Origin of the sequence: Thalassospira lucentensis MCCC 1A00383 = DSM 14000 (genome assembly GCF_000421265.1) — a bacterium.
Classification (GTDB): Bacteria; Pseudomonadota; Alphaproteobacteria; order Rhodospirillales; family Thalassospiraceae; genus Thalassospira; species Thalassospira lucentensis.
In genome coordinates, this window is record NZ_ATWN01000005.1 from 92,773 (window position 1) to 109,731 (window position 16,959).

The window sequence follows — 16,959 nt, forward strand, 5'->3', positions numbered from 1 at the left end:
TCTCCGCCTTATGGAAACGACAAAGGGCTGGCATTTTGCCAGCCCTTTTTTCATGTGCGCTTCTTACAAACCATTCGATCCGAAAGATGCCCAGAAACGAAGAAGGGCACCCATTTGGGTGCCCTTCTCGCAAGATCGTTTTGGATATTGTTAGTGGCTAGAACAGAACGCTTGGCAGCCACGTCGCAAGCCATGGGAAGGCTGCGACAAGGCACAAGCCCAGCATCTGAATAACCACGAACGGAATAATACCGCGATAGATATCCATCGTCCTGATCGAGGGCGGCGCCACCCCGCGCAGATAAAACAGCGCAAACCCAAATGGCGGAGTTAAGAAGCTGGTCTGAAGGTTGATGGCGATCATGATGCCCAGCCAGACCGGATCAATATCCATCTTAAGCAGGATCGGACCGACAATCGGGACCACAACAAACACGATCTCGATGAAGTCGAGGAAGAATCCCATGAAGAACATCAACAGCATGACCACCAGAATCGCGCTAAACGTGCCACCCGGAAGGTTGTGCAAAAGGTCTTCAACCAGTTGATCGCCACCAAGACCACGGAACACCAATGAGAACACCGACGCGCCGAGCAGGATGACAAACACCATCGCGCTGACCTGAACCGTCTGACGCACAACATGGCGCAGAACTGCCATATCAAGACGACGATAGAACGCTGCCAGAACCATCGCACCGACAGACCCGAAAGCAGCCGATTCCGTTGGTGTGGCAATCCCGGTCAGGATAGATCCCAGAACCGCAACAATCAAAAGAGCCGGCGGCAAAAGTGCACGCAGCACCTCCCCCCAAAGCCCTTCCGGACGTTTGCCTTCGACAAGGGCTGGTGCAGATTCGGGATCAATGATCGACTTGATGATGATCCAGCCGATATACAACGCAACCAGCATGATCCCCGGGATAAAGGCACCTGCAAACAGGTCCATCACCGAAATCGGCTCAGGGGCCCAGTTGCCAATCGAACGCTGTGCTTCGGCATAGGCTCCTTGCAGGATATCACCAAGCAGGACCAGCACGATTGACGGCGGAATGATCTGCCCCAAGGTGCCCGACGCACAAATAATACCGGTCGACAGTTTCGGATCATACCCGGCTTTGTTCATCGCAGGCAGGCTCAGCAAACCCATTGTAACAACCGTCGCACCGACAATACCGGTGGATGCTGCGAGCAACATGCCAACAATCACCACCGAAATACCAAGACCACCCCGCATGGTGCCAAACAGCATTCCCATGGTGGTCAGCAGTTTTTCGGCAATCCGCGCACGTTCCAGCATCACGCCCATAAAGACGAACAGCGGGATCGCAACATAAAGCTCGTTGGTCATCACACCGAAATAGCGTGACGGCAAAGAGCCCAGAAGCGGCATATCAAACGCGCCAAGCGCATTGCCAATCAGTGCGAAAGCAAGACCGGTGCCCGCAAGCGAGAAGGCAACCGGAAAACCAAGAATAAGCACGCCGCACGCAACGGCGAACATTACCAGGCTAAGAACTTCACCTGTCATCAAACGCCCTCGTGCTCTTCTTCGTTGATTTCAAATTCTTTATGACCGGCAAGCACCAGAACGCTACGCGCTGCCAGGGACAACCCTTGCAGCAGCATCAAAACGCAAAACACCAGAATCACAGATTTATAAAGGAACAGCCCCGGAAGACCGCCCGTTTCGTGCGACCCTTCAAGACGGTGCCAGCTGGTCACAACATACGGGTAGCTATACATCAGAATCATGATGATAACCGGCATCAGCAAGAACAGCGATCCAAACAGATCAACCCACGCCTTATAGCGCGCAGATGCCGGACGATAAAACACGTCAACGCGCACATGACCACCATGCAAAAGCGTATATCCCGCGCCGACCATGAACATGATGCCGTAAAGCCACATGTAGCTTTCCTGCATCGAAACCCAGCCGATCGCGAAGCCATATCGTAATGTGGCGACCAAAAAAGTAATCACCACCATCGGGATCACCAGCCAAGCGACCCCACGACCGATCAGGTCATTCAGACCATCAATCGCGCGGACGAAATTTCCCAGAAATCTCACTTTCCACTCCCAAGCCCTTATGTATCGCACAGGAAAATTGCGGGCTTCCTGTTATTCAGGTTGCGAAGTTACATATTAAACATCGAAAGCGCTATATCTTTTGGTGCGTATTTCCGCCATTTCCGGGCATTTTTACTGTCATGGATACTGTTTCAGATGTCTTTGGCCCGTCCGACCATAAAAAAAGCCGGATGGAACGGCCCCATCCGGCTTTTCAATCGTTCTGCGTTCAACAAATCAAAGCTTATTCAAACTTGTTGGACCGAGGGAAACCATTTGGCGGCAGGCGCCCTGCCCCGGCACGTTTGCCGGTCCATTCGGCAAGATCGGTCACAGTCCGGGTACGGCCTTCGTTGCCGCCCATGGCCCAGCTCAGACCGTCTTCAAGCTTGAACATGATCAGGTCCGAAAGACCGCCTTGGCGGTATTTCTGCAAAATCACACCGCGGCCGCGCGTCATTTCAGGCACTTCGGCAATCGGATAGATCAAAAGTTTACGGTTATCACCCAAAACAGCCACATGGTCGTGTTCGACCGGCAGGCATATCTTGGCAACTTCACCCGCGCCAAGATTAAGGATCTGTTTGCCGTTCTTGGTCTGGGCAACAACGTCTTTCTCAGCAACCTGGAAACCACGTCCGGCTGAACTTGCCACAAGCAGATTACGATCATTCTTGTGAACGATCATGGAGACGATGTCATGTTCCTGTGGCAGGTCGATTGACAGACGGATCGGTTCACCATTACCACGACCACCGGGCAGCTTGTCACACGACATGGTGTAACAACGCCCTGCCGTTGACAAAATAATTACTTTGTCGGTCGTAAAGGCCTTAAGCGCAAAGCGGCCTTCATCGCCATCCTTGAATTTAAGGTCGCCAAGGTCGGCAACATGCCCCTTAAGGGCACGGACCCAGCCCATTTTCGAACAAATGATCGTAATCGGTTCGCGTTCAATCAGGGCCTCAAGCGGGACTTCAATTTCCTCTGGTGCATCACCGATCTCGGTACGGCGTTTGCCAAGTGCTGTTTTCTTGCCAAATTTTTCGCGCATCAGTTCGACTTCGTCGCGAATGCGTTCCCAACGCATTGTCTCACTGGCAAGAAGCGCTTCCAGGCCTTCCTTTTCTTCGGTCAGTTTGGCGTGCTCGTTCTTGATTTCCATCTCTTCGAGCTTGCGCAAAGACCGCAGACGCATATTTAGGATCGCATCGGCCTGAACTTCTGTCAGGTCAAACGCCTTCATCAAAGACGCCTTTGGCTCATCCTCAAACCGGATGATGCGGATAACCTCATCAAGGTTCAGATAGGCAACAAGGTAGCCTTCCAACACCTCAAGACGATGATTGATCTTGGCCAGTCGATGATTGGAACGACGGATCAGAACATCCTGACGATGCGCCAGAAACGCGCGAAGAACTTCGCGTAAATTCATCACACGCGGCGTGTTATCGCCATCAAGAACGTTCATGTTCAAGCCAAACCGGATTTCCAGTTCGGTGTTTTTGAACAGCATTTCCATCAGATGTTCTGGTTCAACCGCACGGGTGCGTGGTTCCAGAACAAGACGGATAACATCGGTCGATTCATCGCGAACATCATTAAGAAGCGGCAGCTTCTTGGCAATCATCAAGTCGGCGATGCGTTCAACCAGCTTGGCCTTTTGAACCTGATAGGGAACTTCAGTGATCACAACCTGATAGAGGCCATGGCTGAGTTTTTCGACTTCCCATTTGGCGCGCAGGCGGAAGGATCCACGCCCAGTCGCATAGGCCTCAAGAATATTTTCGCGCGGCTCAACCAGAACACCACCTGTCGGGAAATCGGGCCCCGGCACACAACGCACAAGCTCTGCAATCGAGGTTTCCGGATTGTCGATAAGCTTGATCAGACCTTTACACAGCTCATCAGCATTGTGGGGTGGAATGTTGGTTGCCATACCAACTGCAATGCCCGACGCACCGTTCGCCAAAAGGTTCGGAAACGCGGCGGGCATAACGATCGGCTCTTGTTCTTCACCATCATAGGTCGAACGGAAATCAACCGCGTCCTCGTCCAGACCGTCCATCAAAGCCGCCGCAACGGCGGTCATACGGGCTTCGGTATATCGCATGGCCGCGGCGTTATCACCGTCAATATTGCCAAAGTTACCCTGCCCGTCGACAAGCGGATAACGCACCGCAAAGTCCTGTGCCAGACGCACAAGCGCGTCATAGACCGACTGGTCACCATGCGGATGATACTTACCGATCACGTCACCAACCACACGCGCGCATTTCTTAAACCCGTGTTCCGGGTTCAATTTCAATTGGCGCATGGCGAAAAGAAGACGGCGATGTACTGGTTTCAATCCATCGCGAACATCGGGAAGAGAACGCGACATGATCGTCGACATCGCATAAGCAAGGTAACGTTCGCTCAGCGCGTCGGCAAGGCGGGTTTCCCTGATTTGGCCGGCACCGGCCGGGTCGGAAGTCTTGGTGCTCATGAACGGTTTTTCTTATTTCTTTGCAGAATGGACAGGTGTGACAACACAAACGATTTTGGCGTTAATGTCTCACTGTTCTGGCAACATACTACGCCCGGCGTAGGAGTGGTCAACATGTGCTGTACAAAATGGGTGATTTATTTTTCTTGCACGGGCACAGACCGCCAGACATGACTGACAAGACGGTCGCGTGCCGCGACAGGCTTTAGGGCTTTTGCTTCGAAAATATCGCGGTGAATGAAGAACCCGGTAAGCTTAAGCCCATCGCGTATCTGATCGGAAAGCGGTGCGGCATTGCGTGCGTCCGATCCCTGCCCACCGGCAAGAAAGGCCGGCAATGGCAACAGACGATCACGATAGGTATGACCGGCTTCTTCCGCCACAGCCCTCCCACTTTTGGGCGACACATAAGCAAGCCCCGTGGTCGCATTTGTCGCCGCACAGCAATCAAGTGCAAGACCATAGCCAAGCTCCTCAAGAAGGCCGACTTCCCAACGGATATAGGCCGGCAGCCACTGTTCGGCCTTTAAAGCCGACAGCAATGCGATGGTTCCATGGAATAAATCAGGATGGGATTCACGTTCGGGCAAGGTCGCATCAAGCATGGCACAGGCCGAACTCATCGCCATCAACGGCCCCGCAGACAGCAAAAGATCAGCCGCGTGCGCACCAGTTAACTCACAGCGAAATTGTCCAAGATGTTCCGCCAGCCGTGCCGACCACCCAACCCGCACTTCATTGCCCGGCTCAAGTGTACCGCGCATTGATTTGCTGGTGGCACCTCGCACCATGCCAGCATAGCGGCCATAGTCACGGGTCAGGACGGATAAACGAACGGCATTTTCGCCGAGTTTGCGTGTCGAAAGAACAATGCCGTCATCACGCCAGTCCATGCACGCCCCTTAGAAAAAACCGCTGGGCACTATCAGTCGGGTCACAAGGAAAAAGAAACCAATCAAGCAGGACGCAAGACAGAAAAGCGCCACGCCCAGAACAGCTTTTCTACCCCAGGAACGGTTTTCGACGTCTTCGACAGCCATATCGATTGGATCGGTGGAATGTTTGGTCATTAATTCGGGCCTCCGCCCGTCATCTTCCAGAACAACCCGAGCAAAAAGATGCTCAGCGCTGCCAGCAGCGCAATAAGGTTAAGTGGTCGATGCAAAAAAGAGGTTTCGCGTCGTACGGACGAACGATCAATCCGTTTCCGGAAAGGTTTTCTGGCAATGCGTGCAACAATCATTGCGGCAACAGCGCCAACAACAATCAATACAACGCCCCAAAACGATCCGATTTCCATTATCTATCCCGTGATTGATAGCTCATCCGTACGGCGCGTTTAAGTCAGGCGTTGGGATCCAGGCCCCACATGGCGAACCGATTGGGATCGTCGCCCCAGTTTTCACGCACCTTAACAAACAAGAACAAATGAACACGACGTTCGAAAATCGCCTCAAGTTCCTTGCGCGCATCACTGCCCAGTGCCTTGATCCGTTTGCCACCCTTGCCCAGAATGATGGCCTTTTGGCCTTCACGCTCGACAAAAATAGTTTGCTCAAGCTTAACTGAACCGTCTTTACGCTCTTCCCAAAGCTCGGTTTCCACCGTTGCAGAATACGGCAACTCCTGCTGCAGCTGATAATACAGCTTCTCGCGGGTGATTTCCGCTGCCAGCAGACGAAGCGGCATGTCAGACACATCGTCTTCGGGGAACATCCAAGGGCCATCAGGCATTTTTGCCGAAAGGAAATTAACCAGATCCTGTGTTCCGGCACCCTTTTTGGCTGAAATCATAAACACGTCGGTAAAGACTTCATGCGCAAACAGCTCTTGCGACAGGCGCAAAAGTTTTTCCTTATCCGTAACCTTGTCGACCTTGTTTAAGGCCAATATGGCTTTGCGGTGCTGATCTTTAAGCTGCTTGATGATGGCCTGATCTTCTGCGGTAACACCAGCCCCGGCATCAATAACAAGAACAATCAGATCCGCATCATCCGCACTATTCCACGCAGCTTTGACCATGGCACGGTCAAGGCGGCGTTTGGGGGCGAAAATCCCCGGCGTATCAATGAAAACAATTTGTGCGTCTTCGGTCATGACAATACCGCGCACACGGGTACGGGTTGTCTGCACCTTGGGCGAGACAATCGATACTTTCGTACCGACAAGCTGGTTCAGCAGGGTCGATTTACCTGCGTTTGGCGCACCAACAAGTGCAACAAAGCCGCAGCGCTGCTGATAAGGTAATCTGTCTTCACTCACAGGTGTGGGAACCTCATTCATAGCTCAGTTTATCCAACATCAATTGGGCGGCTATCTGTTCCGCCTCACGTTTTGATTTGCCTTCGGCACTGACACTGTCGCCATCACTGGTGGTCAGTTCGATGGTAAAAACAGGTGCATGAGCCGGGCCTTCGCGGCCAACCATTTCATACTTTGGAAGCGGCTTCCCGCGTCCTTGCAGCCATTCCTGCAACTGGGTTTTCGCATCCTGGGGCGGCTTGTTATCTTCATCAAGAAGCGGCGTCCACAGCTTTTCAATAAAGCTACGCGCCGGTTCCAAGCCACCGTCAAGATAGAGTGCGGCAATCACTGCTTCCATGCAATCAGATAAAATTGCCGGATTGGTATCGGCACCCGCAGCGCGTTCGCCTTTTGCCATCTGGATGTGATCACCCAGATGGATTTGGACTGCAACACGCGCAAGTGTCTCACGCCGCACAAGGGCGACAAAACGCTTGGCCATAGCCCCTTCGCGTTCGCGCCCAAAACGGGTGTATAGCATATCAGCCACGACCAGACCAAGAACACGATCGCCAAGGAACTCAAGGCGTTCGTTGCCCCCACTCAGTGCGTCTTTGCCCTTTGCCGCACTTCGATGCGTTAAGGCGACACGCAGAAGATCCGGGTCAGAAAAACCGTGATCAATTTCTGGGATCAGCGGTGCACCATCGCCCATCAGTTAACCCCTTGGAACAGGCGGTCATAGCGGATGCTGCCCAAATCATAGATCGGCTGCGAACTGTCCTTGGAATAGAACAGGAATTCAGCACGGCCAACAAGGTTCTCAATCGGAACGAAGCGGAAGCGTGACGGGAATGCGCGGCTGTCTGCCGAATTGTCGCGGTTATCACCCATCATGAAGAAATGGTCTTCAGGGACGGTAAATGGCTCGGTGTTGTCACTTGGCCCCTGATCGCCAAACAGCTCAAGGATACGGTGCACTCGACCATTGGGAAGCGTTTCAAGATACTGTGCAACGGCTGCTGAACGCCCGGTCCCATCGGTCAGGATGTAATCTTCGATCCGTTCGCGTTCGACCATCTTGTTGTTGATGTAAAGACGCCCGTTGGTCACCTGAACGGTATCACCCGGAAGGCCGATCACACGTTTGATATAATCCTGCGACGTATCAGACGGCAGTTTGAAAACAACAACGTCACCGCGCTCAGGCTGTGATTCCATCACACGACCCGGTATCAGCGGCAGGCTGAAGGGCAAACTGTGCTTGGAATACCCGAACGAAAACTTTGACACGAACAGGTAATCGCCGACCAGCAAGGTCGGAATCATCGACCCGGACGGAATGTTAAACGGCTCATATGCAAACGTGCGAACCAGAAGCGCGATGAGAACGGCCCAGAAAACGGTTTTCAGAGTATCGAGAATTCCACCCGTTTTCTTTTTATGCACTAGCTTTTCCATTCCGTGTCTTACCAATCACTTTAATCTGTCAATCCGCCGAAATAACCACAACAGCGTTGGCCAATGGATATTCATCCGTCAACGTCACATACACTGATGCAATTTTCCCGTCAGGGGTCAATTCTTCAAGTCGTTTCAAAGCACCGTCTATCAAAACCATGTCGGGTTTACCACTGGGTTGGTGCACAACCCCCATCGTATTGTGATAAACACCCCGGCGAAAGCCTGTTCCCAATGCCTTTGAGCACGCCTCTTTGGCAGCAAAAGACATGGCAAGCGATGATGCAGTCCGATGCGGGCGGCGCTTTGCACGGGCAATTTCAACCTCGGTAAAGACACGTTTCATGAAACGTTCGCCGTGACGCTCAAGAGCCGTCTCTATCCGGCGGATGTCACACAAATCTGTGCCGATCCCGATAATCATTTAGCACCCGTTTCAATGCCACGCGCCTCATCGATAAGACGGCGCATTTTGCCAATCGCAGCTTCCAAACCGACAAAGATCGCCTCGCCGATCAAAAAATGCCCGATGTTAAGTTCCGCAATAGCTGGCATCGCCGCAATCGGTTTGACCGTGTCGTAATTCAGCCCATGCCCGGCATGGATTTCAAGCCCGATCGCAGAACCATAGGCAACTGCCTTGCCGATACGCTGAAGTTCCCGGTTACGATCATCCTCGGTCTGCGCATCACAATAGGCACCGGTATGAATTTCAACAACGGGTGCGCCAAGACTTTTGGCCGCATCAAGCTGTTCTTTCGATGCTTCGATAAACAGCGATACCCGGATACCGGCATCACCAAGCTCAGACACAAACCGTTTAAGATGATTGTGGCCACCAGCGACATCAAGACCGCCTTCGGTCGTGCGTTCTTCACGTTTTTCCGGAACCAGACAAACAGCGTGCGGCTTTGTTTCAAGCGCAATCGCCAGCATCTCATCGGTTGCGGCCATTTCAAAATTCAACGGAATATCAATATGTTCACGAAGTTTTTTCATGTCATCATCAGAAATATGACGACGGTCTTCGCGCAAGTGCGCGGTAATTCCGTCTGCACCGGCGGCCTGCGCAAGGGCCGCCGCACGTGCAGGATCAGGTGCAGCACCCCCACGGGCATTCCGCACAGTCGCAACATGGTCAATATTGACGCCGAGCCGAAGTTTCGAACTCATGAAGTTTCATCCTGCTTTTTGGTGGCACTCTTTGCCGCACTTCCGATCTTTTCCTTCGCACTTTCAAGCATCGGCACCAACCCATGGCGATCCGATTTTTTCATGCGACGCAAAATACGATTATGGCGATAAATCCCCACAGCGCGACGCACCGGGAAGTAAAACAGCATCCAGACCACAAGTGAAGTCGGAACACAGCCAACGATCATCGGCCAGATAATATCGACAATGCCGTGCCACAGATTTCCCAGTGTCGTGTGATCGGCCGGATCCCAATGGCCAAAAATCAATCCCCCGCCAATATAGCTCAGCCCCAAGGTGATAAAATCCCAAAGAACGGTCATATCAAAATGAACCGCCTGTGCGGTTTCATCCACACCGAGTATCCAGTTTCCGCTGGTATAAAGCCATATCCAGATAAACGGGAATGTCCAGGGATTACCGATAATCGTGCCCAGCAGCGATGCAACAAGGTTGCTTCGCAAGACAAAGCTTAGAATCGCAGACAGAACAAAATGAAACCCGATAAACGGCGTAAAGGAAACTGCCGCCCCGATCGCAAAACCCGACGCAATGCTATAGGGGGAACCGGGCAAACGTGCAACACGGTGGGCAAAATATTGCGACGAGCGCCGCCATCCGCCGCGCGGCCAAACCACGTTGCGAAATTTTTCAAAGGAATTTGGTTTGATGCGGCGCCGAAACATGTGGGATCAGTTCTGGGAAAAATCAGGTAAACCAAGACAAAGTCGAGGCATATGGGTAAGTGCTACCTGCGCACTTGGCAAGGCTTTTACGCCGAAACAATCGAAAAGGCGAAGGACGTTACGTTTCCCCATTACCCGCGCGCGCGCTCCACAGTATTGACCACCGGGGTTGCCCGCAAAGCCGCAATGATATTGGTCAGGTGTTTGACATCGACAACATCGACATCAATCAACATCTCAAAGAAATCCGTGGTGCGGTTGGTAAAGCGCAAGTTGGTGATATTGCCATGGTTCTTGGCGATCACACTTGTAATGGAACTAAGTGCGCCCTGCTCGTGCCCGACGGTCAGGCCAAGACGCCCGATAAAGTGTTCAGGGTCACCATCATTGTCCCAGCCAACATCAAGCCAGCGTTCAGGCTGCTCGGTAAAGGTTTCAAGCGTGTCACAGTCAATCGTATGGATCGTAACGCCCTTACCCGTCGTCACAATCCCGACAATGCGATCGCCCGGCAAGGGATGACAACACCCGGCATAATGCACCGCCATGCCCGGAATAAGGCCCTTAAGCGGGATAGCATGCTCGTGCTTGCGGGTGCGCCCTTTTTCAAGCGGTATAATCTTGCGCGCGGTTTCGGTGTCTTTCGATCCCGGGAATACGGCATGAACAACTTCACGCCCGGTATGGTGCCCCGCCCCGACCGAGCTTAGCAACGACTCAACCGTTGGCAGCTTGAAGATTTTCAGAACACCATCAATGGCCTTGTCGGAATAATCGTAGCCTTCCTGACGGAACGCCTTTTGCAGGATCGCTTTGCCAAGGTCCTTGTATTGGTCTTCCTGCTGCTGGCGAATGAACCGGCGAATTCGCGCGCGTGCTTTGCCAGTAACAACAAACCGTTCCCACGTCGGATTAGGCGTTTGCGCCTTTGACGTGACGATCTCGACCTGATCACCGTTATTCAGCACGGTGCGCAGCGGGACCATCGCACCATTGACCTTTGCCCCGACACAAGTGTCGCCGATATGGGTATGGATCATATAGGCGAAATCAACCGGGGTCGCGCGTGCTGGCAATGCAATGACTTCGCCTTTCGGGCTAAAGCAGAACACCTGATCCTGGAACATTGCGAGCTTGGTGTGTTCAAGGAACTCTTCTGGCTCGGACGCATGTTCAAGAATATCTAGCAGATCGCGCAGCCAGCGGTACTGCACACCTTCTTTTTGCGGGCCAGCCTTTTGCGAGCCACCTTCCTGCTTGTACGCCCAGTGTGCCGCAACGCCGTTATCGTTTACTTCGTGCATCTCACGGGTACGTATTTGCACCTCGATACGATGGTTTTCCGGGCCAAGAACGGTTGTGTGAATGGACCGGTAACCGTTCGGTTTTGGGGTGGAGATGTAATCCTTGAACCGCCCGGGTACGACTTTGTAATTGGCATGCAAATAGCCAAGAACCTCGTAACATTGCGGCATGTCTTCCACCAGCACCCGAAACGCCATGATGTCAGAGAGCTCACCAAAGGTGATGTTCTTGCGCTGCATCTTCTGCCAGATCGAATATGGCCGTTTTTCACGCCCATAAATATCAACCTTCAGGCCCTGGCGTACGATAACGTCTTTAAGCTCTGAGACAATGCGATTAACAACATTGTCGTCCTTCTCGCGCAGGAACTCCAACCGGGCAAGGATCGAGTCACGGCCTTCAGGATTGATATGCTGAAACGCCAGATCTTCGAGTTCTTCCTTGATGTCATGCATACCGATGCGTTCAGCAAGCGGGGCATAAATTTCAAGTGTTTCTGCGGCAATGCGCACCCGTTTTTCGGGTTTGTCGATGTAATGCAACGTGCGCATATTGTGAAGGCGGTCCGCCAGCTTGACCAACAGAACCCGAATGTCTTCTGACATGGCAAGCAGCAGCTTGCGGAAGTTCTCGGCCTGCTTTGAATCGGCTGATTTCAACTCGATCTGGGTCAGCTTGGTAACACCATCCACCATCTTGAGGATGTTGGTGCCAAACAGCTTGGTAATTTCTTCTGGCGTGGCATCGGTATCTTCGATGGTGTCATGCAGAAGCGCCGTGATGATCGTATCGCAATCGAGCTTGTAATGGGTCAGAATGCCCGCGACTTCGATCGGATGGGAAAAATACGGATCCCCCGAGGCGCGCTTTTGAGAACCATGTTTCTGGGTCGCATAGACATAGGCCCGATTAAGCATGGTTTCGCACGCATCAGGGTCGTAAGCCTTTACCCGTTCAACAAGTTCATATTGACGCATCATTCAGGGGGCATCTCCGCAAATCACGACTGGGGCACAAACCACGCCCCGTTCATAAGATAGTACGATTTAGACAAAAAAAAGCCACGGAAGATAAACACCGTGGCTTTTCTTTTGAAACGGTCTCACAACAACGTCGCTGTGACCTTATTCTTCTTCGGATGGTGCAACCACACCAACCGACGCATCTTGGACTGCTTCTGCAACCAGTTTCGGTCCGAAATCGTCTTCGGATTCTTCTGGCTCATCAGGTTCAACATGTCGCTGCAGACCCTGAACCAAGCCATTGCGCAGTTCGTCGAAATCAACTTTTTCTTCAGCGATTTCACGAAGCGAAACAACAGGGTTCTTATCGTTGTCACGATCAATGGTCAGTTCAGCGCCAGCCGAAATGTTGCGTGCACGCTGAGCAGCAATCATAACCAGCTCAAAGCGGTTCGGAATCTTGTCTACGCAATCTTCGACGGTAACGCGCGCCATAAATGTCTCCAGAAAAACTTTTGGGGTGTCCAGACCGAGCTTTATAGCGCCGGATCGTTTGTGTTGCAACAGCGAAACCACACTTTAGAACAGGTTTTCACTGCATTTTTCAGCGATCTGCCTGTTGTCTGATCTGCTGATCGGATGGAAGATCGGAAATCAGGTCTTCGACCGACCTGTTCAGAACCGGATGCACCCACCCTGGCGCAACATCGCGCAACGGCAAAAGAACAAACGCCCGTTCGGCCATTCTGGGATGGGGCACCTGAATTCCGCCGTCTTCGGCGATCAACTCACGGCCATAAGCCACCAGATCAAGATCAATCACCCGTGCGGCATTGCGTTCGCGACGCACCCGACCAAATTCAGTTTCAACGTCATGCAGACGTGATAGCAAATCATGGGCAGAAAGGTCCGTCGACAACCGCGCAACACCATTCACATACCAAGGCTGATCGGAAACCGGCACCGGGGCTGTTTCATAAAATGATGACACACAATCCACCAAAACATCGCCATCCTTGGCCAAATGTTCCAGTGCCGCCTTCAATGTTTGCGCTGGCGCACCATATTGATCGGTAGGCAGATTTGCACCGAAAGCGATCAGAATAGCGTTTTCAGACGTATGGTGACTGTTGGACGTCGACGAGGTGCTCACAAAGCAGGCTTTCGGGTCTGTGGGTGTTGGGAAAGACGGCATATCTAAGGGAGTCAGCATATTCTGTCTATGACATTCTGTGACATTTTCACCTTTCCTTGTCCACCTACCCACGGTAAACATTTGGTGTTCCGTTTTTTTTAGGAACAGCATACTTAAATTTGATGTTTGAGGAATTTATATGATGATTTTTTACCCGCAAGAGCGGATCGGGCTCTTTATTGATGGCTCCAACCTCTACGCTGCTGCACGTGCGCTTGGTTTTGACATTGATTACAAACGCCTTTTGGAACTGTTTTCGCAAAAAGGTCAGTTGATCCGTGCATTTTACTACACGGCGCTGATTGAAGATCAGGAATATTCCCCCATTCGCCCGCTTGTCGATTGGCTTGATTACAACGGCTATACCATGGTCACAAAACCGACCAAGGAATTTACCGATGCCACAGGCCGTCGCAAAATCAAAGGCAACATGGATATCGAGTTGGCGATTGACGTCATGGAAATGGCGCAACACCTTGATCATGTTGTTATTTTCTCAGGCGATGGTGATTTCCGCCGTTTGGTCGATGCCATCCAGCGCAAAGGTGTCCGTGTAACGGTTGTCTCCACGGTTAAATCGAACCCGCCGATGGTTGCCGATGAGCTGCGCCGTCAGGCCGACAATTTCATCGAACTGACCGACCTTGAAGGCACTATCGCACGCAAGGTTCAGCAACGTCGTGACGATGATCATCCTGATATTGATGATCACCCCGACCACCCTGAACTTGATGATGAGTTTGATTACACCTGATTGAACGCCGTGCCCGCCCATCCTGATCACGACCGGTTACGGCCCGCACCGTAACCGGCAAACTGTCAGATCTGCCATGCCCGCTTATCAGCAGCCCGACCGAGATTGCCTGCTTTGCCCGCGCCTTGTTGAATTTCGCCGGACAAATCAGGAAAAATTTCCCCACTTCTATAATGGCCCGGTGCGGCCATTTGGCCCGATTGATGCCCGACTTTTGATTGTCGGCCTTGCCCCCGGCCTAAAGGGTGCCAATGCCACAGGCCGCCCGTTTACCGGCGATTATGCCGGCGATCTTCTCTATGACACGCTCAAAAAATTTGGGTTTGCCAAGGGCACCTACGACAAACGTCCTGATGATGGGTTAGAACTGCTTGATTGTCGCATTACCAACGCCGTTAAATGCGTTCCGCCGGAAAATAAACCGACCGGGCCAGAAGCCAACACCTGCCGCCCGTTCCTGATCAGTGAATTTGACGCGATGACCAACCTTTCGGCCATTTTGTGCCTTGGTCAGGTCGCCCATCAGGCGATGATGCGCACCTATGGCTTGAAGCTTTCAGCATTTAAATTCGCCCACCGTGCATCACATCGCATGGAAAATGGCATCACATTGTTTGATAGCTATCACTGTTCGCGCTACAACACCCAGACCTATCGCCTGACGCCAGAGATGTTTGAAAACGTCTTTGTCGACATCCGCGCACATCTGGACGGTTAAATTGCCCGATATACCACCCATGCACGACTTGCTCGACCGACCTGCTCAACGTCTGCCGATTGACGTTCTGCGCGACGTTTTTGGCTATGACAGTTTTCGCGGTCAACAGGCCGAAGTCATTGACCATGTGATTGCCGGCAACGATGCGCTTGTCCTGATGCCGACTGGCGGCGGTAAGTCGCTTTGCTATCAGGTTCCAGCCCTCTGTCGACCGGGGACGGCGATTGTTGTCTCGCCCCTGATTGCCTTGATGAAGGATCAGGTCGACGCGCTAAGCCAGCTTGGTGTGAAGGCCGCCTTTATCAATTCGACACTGGCCCCCGATGCCGCGCGCGAGATCGAGGCACGTGCGATTGATGGCGACATCGATCTACTTTATGTCGCACCGGAACGCTTTGCATCTGATCGGTTTTTGAACCTTTTGGACCGCATTAGCATTTCACTATTCGCGATTGACGAGGCCCACTGCGTATCGCAATGGGGCCACGATTTCCGCCCCGAGTATCGTCGCCTTGATCTGTTGCCTACGCGCTTTGCCCATGTGCCGCGCATTGCCCTTACCGCAACGGCAGACACACCAACGCGCAAAGACATCGCAGAAAACCTTCATCTGACAGATGCACAGTGCTTTCTGACCGGCTTTGACCGCCCCAATATCACGTACCGGATTGAAACCAAGGGCAACGCCAAACAGCGGTTATTGTCATTCTTAAACCGTGAACACGTCGAAGATGCCGGGATTGTCTACTGCCTGTCGCGTCGCAAAACCGAAGACATCGCCCAATGGCTGACCGATAATGGTCGCCCGGCCCTTCCCTATCATGCTGGTTTGACACAGGACGTGCGCCAACGCCATCAGGACCGCTTCCTGCGCGAAGATGGAATGATCATTTGCGCCACTGTGGCCTTTGGCATGGGGATCGACAAACCCAACGTCCGGTTTGTCGCCCACCTCAATCTGCCCAAAAGCATGGAAGCCTATTATCAGGAAACCGGCCGTGCGGGTCGTGATGGGTTGCCCGCCAATGCGTGGATGAATTACGACCTGTCTGACATCGTATCAATCCGCAGCATGGTTGCCGGGTCCGAAGCCCCCGAAGCGCAAAAGCGCATTGAATCGCGCAAACTCGACGCGCTTGTTGGCCTTGCCGAAACCACCAAATGCCGTCGGCAAGTCATCTTGTCGTATTTTGGCGAAGATCGCCATGAGCCATGCGGTAATTGCGACACCTGTCTTGAGCCGGTGGAAACATGGGACGCGACCGAGGCATCACGTAAGGCCTTGTCGGCGGTTTACCGCACCGGACAGCGGTTTGGACCGGCCCATGTGATCGAGGTTTTGATCGGACGCAAAACTGAAAAAATCCGCCAAAACGGTCACGATAATATTTCGGTATATGCGATTGGCAAAGACATCGCCCAGCCGCAATGGCGATCTGTTTTTCGTCAACTGCTGGCGATGGGGTATCTGCAAGTCGATGTCGAAGGCCATGGCGGCGTTTACCTGACCGAAGACTCACGACCGGTTTTACGCGGCGAAAAAGTCGTTGAAATGCGTAAAGACCCGGGCGAAAGCAAACGCGCAACAACGCGGCGCCTGCGCGATTTCGATACCGAATTTGAAAATGAAGAAGACCGCGATCTTTGGGAACGGCTGCGCACCATGCGCCGTGAGCTCGCCACCGGCCAGAATGTCCCGCCGTATGTGATCTTTAGTGACCGGACACTTTGGGAAATGGTACGTTTCAAACCCCGCACCCTTGAAGACATGATGTCCATCAATGGCGTTGGCGTGAAAAAGCTCGACCAATATGGCTTGGCATTTTTGGATGTTATGGATGGGCGGCGTTAATCACAGCCGCCCATCTATCTGAAG

General features: G+C 52.6%; 17 protein-coding genes. 3 read left to right on the forward strand and 14 right to left on the reverse strand.

Annotation, left to right across the window (positions count from 1 at the left end; translation table 11 throughout):
* Nucleotides 1-157: 157 nt before the first annotated feature.
* From K355_RS0111580 to folK, 14 genes are all read right to left on the reverse strand, one after another.
* A complete protein-coding gene (locus K355_RS0111580) occupies nucleotides 158-1,531 on the reverse strand; it encodes a TRAP transporter large permease (protein WP_022732306.1) in 1,374 nt (457 codons plus the stop codon).
* A complete protein-coding gene (locus K355_RS0111585; RefSeq protein WP_022732307.1) occupies nucleotides 1,531-2,076 on the reverse strand; it encodes a TRAP transporter small permease subunit in 546 nt (181 codons plus the stop codon). The genes K355_RS0111580 and K355_RS0111585 overlap by 1 nt, the downstream gene beginning before the upstream one ends.
* A gap of 244 nt (nucleotides 2,077-2,320) precedes the next feature.
* A complete protein-coding gene (gene parC, locus K355_RS0111590) occupies nucleotides 2,321-4,564 on the reverse strand; it encodes a DNA topoisomerase IV subunit A (protein ID WP_022732308.1) in 2,244 nt (747 codons plus the stop codon).
* Between the two features lie 137 nt (nucleotides 4,565-4,701).
* Complete coding sequence (gene recO / locus K355_RS0111595; RefSeq protein WP_022732309.1) at nucleotides 4,702-5,457, reverse strand: DNA repair protein RecO; 756 nt, start codon at nucleotides 5,455-5,457, stop codon at nucleotides 4,702-4,704.
* Between the two features lie 9 nt (nucleotides 5,458-5,466).
* Entirely contained in the window at nucleotides 5,467-5,634 is a 168-nt protein-coding gene (locus K355_RS25555; RefSeq protein ID WP_022732310.1) for a hypothetical protein, read from the reverse strand.
* 274 nt (nucleotides 5,635-5,908) lie between these two features.
* Nucleotides 5,909-6,847 (reverse strand): GTPase Era, encoded by a 939-nt coding sequence (era, locus tag K355_RS0111610; protein ID WP_022732312.1) that lies wholly within the window; start codon nucleotides 6,845-6,847, stop codon nucleotides 5,909-5,911.
* Nucleotides 6,840-7,523, reverse strand: coding sequence for a ribonuclease III (gene rnc / locus K355_RS0111615; protein WP_022732313.1), 684 nt, complete (start codon nucleotides 7,521-7,523; stop codon nucleotides 6,840-6,842). Before rnc ends, era begins: the two co-directional genes overlap by 8 nt.
* Entirely contained in the window at nucleotides 7,523-8,269 is a 747-nt protein-coding gene (lepB, locus tag K355_RS0111620) for a signal peptidase I (RefSeq protein ID WP_022732314.1), read from the reverse strand. The genes rnc and lepB overlap by 1 nt, the downstream gene beginning before the upstream one ends.
* 28 nt (nucleotides 8,270-8,297) lie before the next feature.
* Nucleotides 8,298-8,693 (reverse strand): holo-ACP synthase, encoded by a 396-nt coding sequence (gene acpS / locus K355_RS0111625; RefSeq protein WP_022732315.1) that lies wholly within the window; start codon nucleotides 8,691-8,693, stop codon nucleotides 8,298-8,300.
* On the reverse strand, nucleotides 8,690-9,442 hold the full coding sequence (locus K355_RS0111630) for a pyridoxine 5'-phosphate synthase (protein ID WP_022732316.1): 753 nt from the start codon (nucleotides 9,440-9,442) through the stop codon (nucleotides 8,690-8,692). Before K355_RS0111630 ends, acpS begins: the two co-directional genes overlap by 4 nt.
* Nucleotides 9,439-10,149, reverse strand: a complete 711-nt coding sequence (locus K355_RS0111635; RefSeq protein ID WP_022732317.1) for a DUF2062 domain-containing protein — start codon at nucleotides 10,147-10,149, stop codon at nucleotides 9,439-9,441. Before K355_RS0111635 ends, K355_RS0111630 begins: the two co-directional genes overlap by 4 nt.
* 131 nt (nucleotides 10,150-10,280) lie before the next feature.
* Nucleotides 10,281-12,434, reverse strand: coding sequence for a RelA/SpoT family protein (locus K355_RS0111640; RefSeq protein WP_022732318.1), 2,154 nt, complete (start codon nucleotides 12,432-12,434; stop codon nucleotides 10,281-10,283).
* 144 nt (nucleotides 12,435-12,578) lie between these two features.
* Nucleotides 12,579-12,911 (reverse strand): DNA-directed RNA polymerase subunit omega, encoded by a 333-nt coding sequence (gene rpoZ / locus K355_RS0111645; RefSeq protein WP_022732319.1) that lies wholly within the window; start codon nucleotides 12,909-12,911, stop codon nucleotides 12,579-12,581.
* A gap of 109 nt (nucleotides 12,912-13,020) precedes the next feature.
* Complete coding sequence (gene folK, locus K355_RS0111650) at nucleotides 13,021-13,569, reverse strand: 2-amino-4-hydroxy-6-hydroxymethyldihydropteridine diphosphokinase (RefSeq protein ID WP_245562943.1); 549 nt, start codon at nucleotides 13,567-13,569, stop codon at nucleotides 13,021-13,023.
* A 184-nt stretch (nucleotides 13,570-13,753) separates the two neighbouring features.
* On the opposite strand from folK, the gene K355_RS0111655 reads away from it, so the two are divergent.
* The 3 genes from K355_RS0111655 to recQ all read left to right on the forward strand — a co-directional run bounded on the left by K355_RS0111655 (nucleotide 13,754) and on the right by recQ (nucleotide 16,935).
* Nucleotides 13,754-14,365: a LabA-like NYN domain-containing protein gene (locus tag K355_RS0111655; RefSeq protein WP_028791546.1), complete on the forward strand. Its 612-nt coding sequence runs from the start codon at nucleotides 13,754-13,756 to the stop codon at nucleotides 14,363-14,365.
* 76 nt (nucleotides 14,366-14,441) lie between these two features.
* Nucleotides 14,442-15,083, forward strand: a complete 642-nt coding sequence (locus tag K355_RS0111660) for a uracil-DNA glycosylase (protein ID WP_022732322.1) — start codon at nucleotides 14,442-14,444, stop codon at nucleotides 15,081-15,083.
* A 19-nt stretch (nucleotides 15,084-15,102) separates the two neighbouring features.
* Nucleotides 15,103-16,935: a DNA helicase RecQ gene (gene recQ / locus K355_RS0111665; protein WP_022732323.1), complete on the forward strand. Its 1,833-nt coding sequence runs from the start codon at nucleotides 15,103-15,105 to the stop codon at nucleotides 16,933-16,935.
* Nucleotides 16,936-16,959: the final 24 nt, after the last annotated feature.